Raw genomic sequence first — 11,446 nt, forward strand, 5'->3', positions numbered from 1 at the left:
GACGTGTGGCGGCTTCCGCTGCCCTTGCATCAACGGCCGCTGATCTTGGCACGCTGTCAGGATCGACGGCGTTTGGTAGTATCCCGCTTCTCGGGCCAGGGATCGCCATGAACGCAAAAACCGCATTGAAAGGACTTGCTGTTGCCGCGCGGGTATTTGTTCGACGACTCGCTTTCGGCGCCGCCGTTACTTTGTCCAGCGGCCTTGTAAGCGCGGCGACGATCCATGAATGCCGGGCTTACAACGGTGTTTCGTTCTTTTCCAGCGACTCCTGTTCGGGACACAACGCGATTGGCGTGATGAACCACAACGTGCCGGACGGGATGCCCGTCGAGCAGCAGGTGAAGATGATAGAAGCGGCCTCGAGCAGAAAGGCCGCGAGTTCACAAGCGGAGGATTCCAACCGCAACCGTCTCGGGCAATGTGAGCAACTTGACCGCGAGCTGACCGCGCTGCGTGCCAAGTACACCAGTTGGCAGCACGTGCCCATTGATGAGGTCAACGCTGACCAGGCGCGAGAGCGTGATCTGAAATCCGAGCGCTCCCGGCTCCGATGCTACTCGCGATAGCGAGAGTAACGCCCGGGGCGAACGCTACCGAGCCGCCGCACGCAGGCGTTCCGTAGGGGGCGCCGGCGGAACCAAGCAGTTGGGCCAGTCTTCGGATTGGCCTTCTTGTTTTCCGTCGATTCTTCGCTCGCCGTCGACTCTTGCCGGTTCCCTTTCCTGCTGTTCGCACGCCTATAATCGAAGTGCTGTGCGATTCTCGGGAGAACATCATGGGTGACAGGGACGATTCGCTGATCAAGCTGCAGGACTTGGCCAGCTTTATGGAAGAGGGCAGCTTCGACGACAACGTGAAGAAACTCGCAGCGATGTCGGCAAAAGTCCTCCATGCCGAGAACTGCTCGCTGATGTTGCTGACCGATGACGAGATGGAGAACCTCTGCCTGCGGGTCTGTGCCGCCTTTGGGCCGCTTCCGGCAGCAGCCTACAAGGAAGCCATTCATGCCGGTGAAGGCATTGCCGGAAGGGTGATTGCTACCGGCAAGGCCTTGCTGATCGAGGACATCGATCAATCTGAATTCGCGCAGTGGGCGCGGCGAAGTGATGATCCGCGCAAGAGCCTGATTTCCTCGCCGATCTCCATCAACGGCCGCATCATTGGTGTGGTCAACATCAGTGGCCACCTCGACGGACGTCCCTTCAACAGGAATGACCTGAACCTGCTCGACTTGGTCGCGCTGTTTGTTGGCAAGGCGATTCAGGTGGTGCAGTTGCAGAACGCTCTGAAGTCGCGCTTTGCCCAACTGGCGTTGATGCAGTTTGCGGAAAAGGATATCGGGAGTGCGCTGGCGAGTGCCGTGCAGAATCCGGATCAGGTGGCGAAGATCCTGGCAAAGTCGTTTTACAAGGAAATGACTCGCGCCGGCTTTGGCTCAAGCCAGATCATCAATGCCGCTTCAGAAATCGTTGGTCAACTGAGTGGCAGCCTGAGCCGGCACAGCAAGCGGATCGAGCAGCAAGCCGCAGAGTAGCGATCAAGGCCGGGCAGTTCCCGGCGCCACACCGCTCGATTTCAGCAATGGCGGGCGGCCTGCAGCGACCGCTCTTTCGCTTCCTTGAACACCTCGTCAGAGTGTCTGGCGGGGGCCAGAGCCGGGAGCGTAGCGGGCATGGCAAGCCCACCTCGTCGTCGGGTCGTGACCACGTCGCCTGCGATGAGTGCTGTCCGAGCTATGCCGCTGGTGGCGTCTGCCGCTCTGCCGGGGTGGCGCCAAACTCCCGCATGTACTTGTCCAGGCTGGTGGTCGTACCACACACAAACAGCACATCATCCGCGCGCACCTGAAATCCCTGGTCGAACTCCACCAGCACCTCGGTGCCACGTTCCACCGCCACCACAGCGGTCGACGTCTTCTCACGGATGCCGACCTGCCAGGGATGTCCCCCGACCAGTGCGCCTGGCGCCACGCGGGCGAGCTTCAGTCGCTGTTCGACCGCCACCGCGTCCTCTCCCAACAGGTGATGGGCGAGGATCTGGCCGGCCACCTGGCCCACCGAGAGTGCGAAGTCCGCTCCCGCCTGGTACAGGCGCGCCACGTTGGGCGCCAGATTGACGCGGGCAATCAGGCGCACGTCGGGGGCGTAGTCTCGTACCACCGCGGTGGCAAAGACTCCGGCACTGTCGTTACTGAGCGCCAGCACCACCGCACTTGCCGTACGCACCTCGGCGCGATCCAGGGTGGCGTGCTCCAGCACGTTGCCGACCACATCCACGGCGGGATCCGAACGCTCGTCGATGACGATGGTCGTCTCGCCCGCGTCGCGCAACATTTCCACCACCTTGCGGCCGACCGTGCCATAACCGGCCACCACGATCGGACCGTGATGACGCAGCGGGGTGGCCATGCGTTCGACCCGCGCCAGATTGGCGTGGGCTCCCGCGGCAACGAGGATCGCGCCCGCTTCGATACGCGTATTCGGGCCTTCGGCGGGGGCGAAACGGCCACCGTTCCATTGGCCGATCACCGTCACGCCGTAGCGCTTTCGCATGCGCAGTTCGCCGAGAGTCTTTCTCGCCAGCGGGCTGGTGGTCTGCACGCGGAAGTCGGCGATGCCGACTCTTTCACCGAGCAGTTGCACGCCTTCGACCTTGGGGCTGATGCGCCAGCTGGCGCGAGCCGCCAGCGCCGCGCCGAGCACGTGCGAAGGGGTGAAGACCGCGGTCGCGCCGATCTTCTCCATCGCCGGACGGTGTAGCGGCTCCTCGGCCAATGCCAGGATCGTGCCCGGGTAACCGCGTTCCCTGGCCATCATGATGAAGGTCGCATCGTCATGGTCGTCGGCATTGGTGATCAATGCCTGCGCCGTTTCCACGCCGGCCAGCAGTCCGGGCTGCTCGTCGAGGGCGCCGAAGACCACCTCGTAGCCGCGATCGCGAAGCCGGCGGGCCTGGCGTTCATCTTGTTCCAGGATGACAAAACCCGTACCTACCCGGCGCAGTTCCTCGATCAGCGAGTCCACTGCCGGACCGTAGCGATGGATGAGTACGCGCCCGGCCATTTCCGGCAGGACTCCCGGCAGCCGCGCCTCGAAGCGCTCTTCGAAGTAGGGTAGAAAGAACACCGGGAAGATCAGCACGTAGAACGACATCCCGACCAGTTCGAAAAATATGATGAACAAGGTCATTCCCGGATGTGTCCAGTGCGAGTCGCTGCCGTAACCGGTGGTGGTCAGCGTCTCGGCGGCCCACTCGATGCTGGTCCAGAAGTCGCGCGGCGTATGCTCCAGATAGTCCATGCCGAACATGTAGGCCAGTCCACCTGCCAGGATCACCAGAGGAATGCTGAGAATCAGGGCGAACAGGCGTTTCGTCGAACGCTTGAAGTGACCAATCACTTGTCATCTCCGGTAATGGTGAAGGGCACGGTGAGAAGACGGCGCCGGCACTTCGGCACCGACGCCGTCAGGGACAGAAAATCCGGGGCCAGGGGCGAGAGTATCCGAGCCCTGAGCGGCGCCGTCAATCAGCAAATTGGTGGCAGAAAAAAGAGCCCGGCCGCGCCTTCCATGGCGCCGACAACAGCGCATCGGGGGGGGCGACAGCGTTGGCCGCACAAGGTGTTCACGCTGTCGACGGTCGCCGCCGCGGCGCCGACGCTGGCCGTCCAGCGCCGCGTTGGCCGGGTGCCAGGAACGAACGGCTTGTCGATCGGCAAGAAAGCTGGAAAATGGCGGCGATGCGCCCGCTTTCCGACAGCGGGCGGCGGAGAGGAGATGATGACCCATTCGAGCGGCAGCCGTTGCGCCGCCCCCGCACCGCAAGCGTCGCTGCTGATCGGCGACGAACAGTTTCGCGACCTGGTTCGCGTCCGTAGCCGGCCGTTGCTCCAGCTCGCCAGCCGTCTGGCGACCCTGCCCGCCGGCGAACGCTCCCTGACGAGGCCGCTGATCGACCGCCTGCTGCTTGAGTCGGGACAGATGGAGGCACTACTGGACGATTACGGCGCTCGTCAGAACCGCCACTGGAGCGGCTTTCGCGCCCTGGTGGCCGCGCTGCGGAATTTCGCACGTGTCGGCCGGGCGCTGGCTCACCTGTGGAGTCGCCTGCCGGCCTACCGGCTGCTGCCGGTCGACGCCGATTTCCCCGCTGCCACCCGGCAAAGACTGAGCGTGGTCGGCCGGACCGTCGCCGAGGTGACCGCCGGCCTGCTGGAGGAAGCGCAACGCCTCGGCATCCCCATCCCCATCCCCGACATGGCTTCGGCCCCCGACGATTTTTCCGATCACCTGCCAGCGGGCCGTCTGCTGCGCAACCGCGATGACCGCGTCGCCGGCGACGCCGCCGGCACGGTCACCCAGCTGGCCACCGAATTTCTCAACCTGGCGGCCGAAAGCGATCTGCTCAGCGCCGCGGCGCGTGTTTCGCCGGCGGACTACGCGGCCTGCTTCCCCGATCCGGTCAGCGAGGAACGGCTGCGCCAGCTCAGCTTCCGTTTTCACAACCTGCAGTCGCTCTACGACACGCACGTCTCGGGGACCTCGATCGAGACTTCCGACAGCGACCTGCCGATCCTGCGCAGCCACGCCAGCGTCATCTACCACCTGCTTGAAATCGCCACCGACCTGGCGCACTACTACGAGCGGCACGTCAGCCCGCGGACCGGTGACGACCTGCTGCGCGAACGGCCGGTGGTCGACAGCGAAACGACCATGAGCACCCTGTTCGCCTACGCGATGGTTTTCTCGAGCGAGTTTCTCGCCGGTGGCCAGCGCCTGTGCCAGGGCATCCTGCGCCGCTACGCCGAATGCGGCCGTCTGGAGGTGCCGGTGCCCAGTTATCGGGGTTTTCACGTCCGACCGTCCAACCTGGTGGCGCGCATCGTCGCGCACTACGGCGGCGAGGTACGGATGGAGCTGGAGGGCAAGCTGTTCGACGCCGGGTCGCCGCTCGATCTGTTCCGCGCCAACGAGACCATCAACGCGCGCAAGCGGCGCTGGCTGGCGGCGGAGATCGCCCGCGTCCATTCCGATGCCGGCGGTGACCTGGAATCGGCGGCCATCGCCGCCGCCGCGCTGGCCATCGTCCATCGCCTCGCCGGCGAGGGAAAGATCGTGCTCTACCAGCAACCGTTACAGCTCTCCGACCGCATCAGCAGCCGCGAGGGTGGCGTCCTCGAAAACACCGTTGCCGAGATCGCCCTGATGCAGGCCACCGGGCAGCTCGACATCCGCACCGACCTGACAGTCACATTCTGCGGCGACAAGCGCGTTCTGAGCGACGTCGATGCGCTGGCCCGGAGTGGCTACGGCGAGGATGCTTTCGGCAATAACGTGGTGCTGCCGACTGCACTGTCGTATTTGCGGCGGTAGCGCACCCGTCCGCCGTGGGGTGGGCGAGCCGCTCGCGAAATTCGGCTTCTGGCATGGGAATTCCCGCCATCAAGTGGTGCTACGCATGCACGCGTAGCGTAGCGCTACCCGGCGGCGGTGGGTCGCAACAACAGGCGAGATCTTGGCAGCAGCCAACCCCGGCTAGGGGCGCAGACCAACGCTGGCGCGACAAGCAGCGTTGTCATTGCGACTCGCCGATGACAGAATGCCTGCAGATCAGGTGCGGCGCGCTGCCGGCGGCGGTCGCCATGATCCACCCGCACGGCGTGCGTCAGCGCCAGATCAATCACCCTTCGTCTCGGGAATGGCACGCATGCAGAGCTCTCAGGAGATATTGAGCACACTGGTTCTTCTTTGGGCCGTCATCGACCCCATCGGCACGGTGCCCGTGTTCATCTCTGCGACGCAGGGTCGCACCGAGGTCGAGCGAAGGAAGATCGCGCTTGTCGCAGCCACCGCCTCAGCCGGGATCCTGCTGTTCTTCCTGATTGTCGGGGAAATCCTGCTGCGCGCCATGGGTGTGCCGCTGGTGGTCTTCCAGATCGCCGGCGGTCTGGTGCTCTTCCTGTTTGCCTTGACGATGATTTTTGGCGAGAGCAAGCCCGAAGGGGAGGTGAAGCTGGTGCGCTCCATCCAGGATACGGCGATCTTTCCTCTGGCGACACCGTCGATAGCATCACCGGGGGCCATGATGGCCGTGGTCCTGCTGACGGAAAACGCCAAGCACTCGATCGCGCAGCAGGCGGTGACGGCGCTGTTGATGCTTTCGGTGATCGCTGCCGTCTATGTCCTGATGCGCGCGGCGGCGACCATCTCCAGGGTCATTGGCGACGGCGGCGCCAGCATCGTCAGTCGCGTCATGGGGCTGGTCCTGGCCTCGATTGCCGCGGCCAACGTCCTGGCGGGCCTCAAGGAATATTTTCAATGACCCTCTCGGTGTCCCATAGCGGAAAGCAGCGCGCCCACGGGATCTGCGAGGCAGGCGCTGCGGTTTTTTGCGCCCATCGCCTGCGTCGCCTGCGTCGCCGGTGATGCCGGCTGGTCGTGGAGTGCGCATGGCCTGCGCTTGCCAGACGACAGCGGTCGGGCCATACCGCCGGCGAACAGCACCGGGCGGTAACGCTGCGCTACCTGCTGTGACAGGGGAGTACCCGACTTGACCCTTGCTACGGAATTCGCCACGCCACGGGCTGGCCGGCGAAGCGGGCTCAGTTCACTTCGCGAAGATCGGTGCGCTGAAAGTGACGTCGATTGTCCAGGCAGGTGAGCCGCTCGGCGTAGGCTCCTTGGCGTAGTGCAGCGTGCCGAGGATGCGCTTGTCAGCGGTCGCCAGGCGCTCCCAGAATTTTTCGCCAGCCGCTGCGAAGACGACTTCGCCGCCCGGCGACTCGTCCTTGCTCAGCAGCAAGGCGCCCTGCAGCTCGTTCGCCTGGGGGGCGGCAGCATCCACGGCCAGACGCACGCCGCGCAACTTCCCGCCCATCGCCAGTTTCAGCGCTCGCGCCGGATCGGCGGCGTCCTTCACCGAGATCTCGGCCGTCGTCAGGAGGATCCACAGGCGCTGCGAATTGTAGGGATCGCGCACCGCCAGCGCGTGACGGAGTTCATGGCGTTCCGTGTTGTACTGCAGATAGCCCTGCACCGTGCCGGGGTCGATGGCGTACGCTGGCGCCATCGCGAGCGCCGCAACAAGGGCGGTGAACAGCGCCAGCCAGCGCATCATCATGTCATTTTCTCGATCATCTGGTGAGGGTCCAACGATTGACATCGGGCCAAGAACCAAGGCCGAATGCGGGCGTCGGGAGGTGCCGGTGCCAAGCTGCCGGGGCATTTACGTCCGACCGGCAAGCCTAGCGGTCGTCGTCATGCTTGCCCTTGTTGCCGTGGCCCTTGTCTTTCTTCTGCTTGCCACGATGATCGTCCCCGCGGTCGTCGTCCCGGTCATGGCGATCGTCACGTCGATAGTCCTCGCGGTAGTCTTCACGGCGATAGCGCTGCCGTTCCTGGTAGTAGGGAACGTATTCGCGGTTGTACCAGTTGTCCTGCACAAAGTAGACCCGTTCGCCGCAGGCGCCGTACTTGTGGCAATTCTTGCTCCAATGTTTGGCGTGGCCCGGGGGAACGTGCAGGTAGATTGGCGGGCGCCCAACCGGGACCCGCTCAATGATCACCGGCTGCGGGTAGATCAGTAGCGGCGGTGGAGAGCCACCGATGTCGAGGCGGCCATAGAAGCCCGGTTGACCGATGCTGACCGATACGCCGACGTCGGTAGAAAATGCCGGCGCTGCGGCGACGATCAGTGCGGTGGCGATGAGGAGATGTTTCATGCGGGCCCTGTAGTGGTCGGTATCCGCAGTTAACGCGCCAGCTCCTGGTTGCGATGACCGCGTGGCGCGCCGGAGCCAAGCCGGAGACGCTCGAAGACGGCCAGGTAAACCGGTTGGCATGCACCGTCCACACTGTCCGCCCGCTCGCCCGGCGGTGACTCTGTCGCCTGGACCTTGTGGCTCACCGGTCCAGGCCGGAGGAATGCCCAAAGGCACTGAGCGAGGCACGATGGCGATGACTTTCCGGGAGCTTTCGCGGGTAAATGCGGGCAAACACGGGATTGACGTCGCTTGATGGCCGCCCATATACTGCTGGGCCGAATTTTCTATCCTTGAATAGCTCGCGTGTCGGGCTTTCAGATCGTCCTTTTTGAGAGTGAGAACGATGAAAACGATTCTTGGTTTGATGGCGTTTGCGCTGGCTGGCGCAGCGCTCGCGCAGACGCCGGCGGGCAATGCCGAGGCGGCCACGCGCAAGACCTCGATGTGCGAAGGTTGTCACGGCGTTCCAGGTTACCGAACGGCCTCGCCGCACGTTTATCGCGTGCCGAAGCTCGGCGGGCAGCAGGCGCTGTACCTGATCAATGCGTTGCAACAGTACAAGTCGGGGGCGCGCAGCCATCCGACCATGGGCGCCGTCGCCCAGGGGCTGTCCGAGCAGGACATGGCGGACATCGCGGCCTATTATTCCAGCCTGCAGAAAAAATAAAGGATCGACCATGAAAGCGAGCTTACTCATCGCTCTGCTGGCCTTCGTCAGCTCATCGGCCCAAGCCGCCGGCGCAGCGCCGCAAAAGGCCGAGGTCTGTGCGGCCTGCCATGGCGCCGACTTCAATACCCCCATTTCGGAAGACATCCCGCGCCTCGCCGGCCAGTATCCGGACTACCTGGCGCGCGCGCTGGCCGATTACAAATCCGGTGCCCGCAAGAATCCGCTGATGGGCAGCCAGGCAGAAGGCCTCTCGGGGCAGGATATCGAGGAGCTTTCGGCCTATATCAGCACTCTTCCCGGCAGCCTGGTGATCATCCCCCTGCACCGCTTGATTCGCTAACGACGTCTCCGGTTTTTGCCGCGTGCTGGCCATGCGGCGTCTTCGACGGCGCTGGCATCGGGCCGTTCCTGACTGATCGAGATCAGACGGCTGTTGTCGAAACCGACTTCCTTCGCTTTCGCCAGCTGGAAGTTGCCGACCGGGGAGATGCCGTCGGGAACGCCGGTTCAGGCGGCAAGCAGCACCAGCAGTGGCGGCAGGAAAAGGGAGCGGAGCCGGTGCATGGCACCGATCATTACGCGTGTGCGACGGGCGATCAGGCGCGCGACAGCAGACACCGGAAACGTGCCCCGATCCGGTAACTCCCGTCGGCTTGACGGAAGCGTGCCAGTGCCGTCGCGTGTGCTGCATCGACCGCTTCCTCGCTGTGTTTTTCGATTGCACGCGCCGCAACCCCTGAAGACTTGAGCCCCCTCAGGGCAGTCGACAGGTCGGGATAGCGCCAGGGCGAGTCGACGTCGAATACTTCAGCCGGATCGAGACCCACGCCGCTGGCGAAGGTACGCAGTGCGGCTTCGTCCGACAACGAGAAGGGACCGGGAGCACCGGGCGGCGGCGGTGGAAGCAGGGGCCTGAGCGCGGCCAGGAGTGCCGCCGCTTCCATGCCCTCGGGTGTTCCCCAGGTCACTATCGCCACATACGCGCCGGGCTTCGCCACGCGCCGTGCTTCGGCGAGCGCGACAACGGGATTGCCGGCGAACTGAAACGAATTGAAGCCCGTGACCAGGTCGAAGGTCTGGTCGGCGAAGGGCAGGCACTCCAGCTCGCCGACGCGCAGGTCGCCGTGCGGTACCCGCGCCCGAGCGATGGCCAGCAGGTTTTCAGCCGCGTCCAGCCCCGACACCCGAGCACCGCGTTCGGCGGCGATCTGCGACGCCATCCCGGCGCCGCATCCTGCGTCGAGATACGCCGCGCCAGAGCGAAGCCCGACACGCTCGAAAACGGCCAGGTACACCGGGCGGCAGGCGCCCTCCTGGATGTCCGCCCAGTCGCGTGCCCTGGCTCCCCATGGCTGGCCATGGATCTCGGCAGTCCTCGGCTTTTTCTCCTCGGCCATCACCTTCTCCTTTTCCGGGTTCACCGGAGGGCGAGGCGTGCCCTATGCCCCAGGTCCCGATCTGGAAGTCAACAGGAAAGACGTGACGCAGCCGGTGAAAGCCAGCTGCGATGTCTTACCTGTCGAACTTTGCTTTGGCGTCCGCGAAAGTCTGCTTGATCGTTTTCCACACGCTTTCGCTGCCCTTGAGCAGTTCTTCCCAGGCGTCGTCTGCTGCGTCCTGCAAGGCGATGATTCTGCCGTGGGCGAGCGTCTTCTGATAGCGCAGTTCTTCTATCTTGTCGCGATACTTCGCCTTCAGCTCAGCATCGGCCTGCTTGGCGCTTGCTTCCATGGCGTCAATATCCGCACTCCATTCGTCAAGCTGGAGTTTCAATTTCGCGATATGCGCATCTTTGGCATCCTTGAGACTCATTTGTCGCTCCTTCATCAAGAGTTGGCACCACCAGCTTGCATCGTACCAGCGCTTTTGCTCAATGGTCAGGTCGGCAGTGTTCGATCAGCAGGAAAAGCGAACTGCCGACGATCGCTCACGGCGGGCGACCTCGGAACGAGCGCATGCGGGCTCGGCAGGCCCATTCCGGCACGACGTGCGGTATCTCACGCAAGCGCAACGGCGCCCCTGTTCTAATGAACCCATGCACACCAGAGGCATCTGGTGAAGGCAAGAAACCGAAGAACCAGCTTTGTTGCGGACAAGGTGTGCCTGCCACCTGCGCGCGGTGCGATGGATCAATGCTGCTTGCCTGGAGCATGGTTACGGCTACGGCCCATCCTGGAGCACACGATTACTGTGAATCACTGAATAGGAAACTGGCAATGACATTTAAGAAGATCTCCCTGGCTGCACTGGCGGTATCGTCGATGTTGGTGACTGCGGCCGTCGCTGCGCCGGTCGAACTGCTTGCCAACGGCGGCTTTGAGACAGGCACCCTGGCCAGTTGGTCAACCAGCGGACTCGGCGTCGGGGGAACCTGCCCCGGTGGCAACCGGGACTGGAACGTTGCCAACAGCGGCGCAGCAACCGGCTGTAACGCGGTCGCAAACCCGTCTGGCGGCGCTTTCGCGGCCTATGTGATGGGCGATGGCACGGGGCCCCTGACGTACCGCTTGTCGCAGCTGTTCACCGTTGCTGCGGGAACCACCGGCGGGACGTATTCCTTTGATCTGTCGTCAATCAACGAGTATGACGCTGGCCGTACGCTGACCGTCAGCCTGACCGACCAGATCACCCTGGCTTCGATCAATCTCTACAGCGCCTCGACCTCGTCTGCCAATTCGAGCTGGCATACCATCGCTGGCGACGTCAGCGCCTTCCTGGCCGGCGCCGCAGGCAATAGCGTCCTGTTGTCGTTCGACAACTTCATTCCGACAAGCTGGAGTGGTCCGGCCGGATTGGGCATCGATCAGGTTTCCATCCTCGCCGAGGCAGAGGTTCCCGAACCTGCTTCGCTCAGCCTGCTGGCGCTCTCGCTGGCCGGCCTGGGCTTCACTCGCCGCCGCAAGTCCGCCCAGGGCTGATCGGACAAAATCACCCGAGTCACCAACGGGAGCTTCGGCTCCCGTTTTCGTGCACCACCGCTGGGGAAAAGCGGGGAAAAGAAAGGAAGAAAC

The 11,446-nt window shown here is 63.8% G+C and carries 12 protein-coding genes; 7 read left to right on the forward strand and 5 right to left on the reverse strand.

What is annotated here, in order from left to right; all coding sequences use genetic code 11:
- The coding region (locus RUW20_RS03615; RefSeq protein ID WP_313950834.1) for a hypothetical protein at window positions 1-569 on the forward strand (569 nt) is incomplete at its 5' end.
- Between the two features lie 209 nt (window positions 570-778).
- Window positions 779-1,537, forward strand: coding sequence for a GAF domain-containing protein (locus tag RUW20_RS03620; RefSeq protein WP_313950835.1), 759 nt, complete (start codon window positions 779-781; stop codon window positions 1,535-1,537).
- A 199-nt stretch (window positions 1,538-1,736) separates the two neighbouring features.
- On the opposite strand, the gene RUW20_RS03625 is transcribed toward RUW20_RS03620, so the two are convergent.
- Complete coding sequence (locus RUW20_RS03625; protein ID WP_313950836.1) at window positions 1,737-3,401, reverse strand: NAD-binding protein; 1,665 nt, start codon at window positions 3,399-3,401, stop codon at window positions 1,737-1,739.
- Between the two features lie 378 nt (window positions 3,402-3,779).
- Here RUW20_RS03625 and RUW20_RS03630 point away from each other — a divergent pair, with 378 nt between their 5' ends.
- Window positions 3,780-5,375 (forward strand): hypothetical protein, encoded by a 1,596-nt coding sequence (locus RUW20_RS03630; protein ID WP_313950837.1) that lies wholly within the window; start codon window positions 3,780-3,782, stop codon window positions 5,373-5,375.
- Between the two features lie 334 nt (window positions 5,376-5,709).
- Window positions 5,710-6,324: a MarC family protein gene (locus tag RUW20_RS03635; protein WP_313950838.1), complete on the forward strand. Its 615-nt coding sequence runs from the start codon at window positions 5,710-5,712 to the stop codon at window positions 6,322-6,324.
- A gap of 285 nt (window positions 6,325-6,609) precedes the next feature.
- On the opposite strand, the gene RUW20_RS03640 is transcribed toward RUW20_RS03635, so the two are convergent.
- Window positions 6,610-7,122, reverse strand: coding sequence for a hypothetical protein (locus tag RUW20_RS03640; RefSeq protein WP_313950839.1), 513 nt, complete (start codon window positions 7,120-7,122; stop codon window positions 6,610-6,612).
- A 124-nt stretch (window positions 7,123-7,246) separates the two neighbouring features.
- Window positions 7,247-7,723: a hypothetical protein gene (locus RUW20_RS03645; RefSeq protein ID WP_313950840.1), complete on the reverse strand. Its 477-nt coding sequence runs from the start codon at window positions 7,721-7,723 to the stop codon at window positions 7,247-7,249.
- 406 nt (window positions 7,724-8,129) lie between these two features.
- Between RUW20_RS03645 and RUW20_RS03650 the strand changes: the two genes are divergently transcribed.
- Together RUW20_RS03650 and RUW20_RS03655 are read left to right on the forward strand one after the other, a co-directional pair.
- Window positions 8,130-8,432 carry a c-type cytochrome gene (locus RUW20_RS03650; RefSeq protein ID WP_313950841.1) on the forward strand — a complete coding sequence of 101 codons (303 nt, stop codon included), beginning with the start codon at window positions 8,130-8,132 and terminating at the stop codon, window positions 8,430-8,432.
- Between the two features lie 10 nt (window positions 8,433-8,442).
- Complete coding sequence (locus RUW20_RS03655; RefSeq protein ID WP_313950842.1) at window positions 8,443-8,775, forward strand: cytochrome c; 333 nt, start codon at window positions 8,443-8,445, stop codon at window positions 8,773-8,775.
- 256 nt (window positions 8,776-9,031) lie between these two features.
- Here the strand turns inward: RUW20_RS03655 and RUW20_RS03660 are convergent, their stop codons facing one another.
- Both RUW20_RS03660 and RUW20_RS03665 read right to left on the reverse strand, forming a co-directional pair.
- Window positions 9,032-9,832 carry a class I SAM-dependent methyltransferase gene (locus RUW20_RS03660; protein ID WP_313950843.1) on the reverse strand — a complete coding sequence of 267 codons (801 nt, stop codon included), beginning with the start codon at window positions 9,830-9,832 and terminating at the stop codon, window positions 9,032-9,034.
- 115 nt (window positions 9,833-9,947) lie between these two features.
- The gene (locus RUW20_RS03665) at window positions 9,948-10,247 is read right to left on the reverse strand and encodes a hypothetical protein (RefSeq protein ID WP_313950844.1); all 300 of its coding nucleotides are present in this window, start codon (window positions 10,245-10,247) and stop codon (window positions 9,948-9,950) included.
- A 404-nt stretch (window positions 10,248-10,651) separates the two neighbouring features.
- Between RUW20_RS03665 and RUW20_RS03670 the strand changes: the two genes are divergently transcribed.
- Window positions 10,652-11,353 (forward strand): PEP-CTERM sorting domain-containing protein, encoded by a 702-nt coding sequence (locus RUW20_RS03670; protein WP_313950845.1) that lies wholly within the window; start codon window positions 10,652-10,654, stop codon window positions 11,351-11,353.
- The last annotated feature ends 93 nt before the right edge of the window (window positions 11,354-11,446 follow it).

Source organism: Accumulibacter sp. (genome assembly GCF_032229525.1).
In the GTDB taxonomy this organism is placed as follows: Bacteria; Pseudomonadota; Gammaproteobacteria; order Burkholderiales; family Rhodocyclaceae; genus Accumulibacter.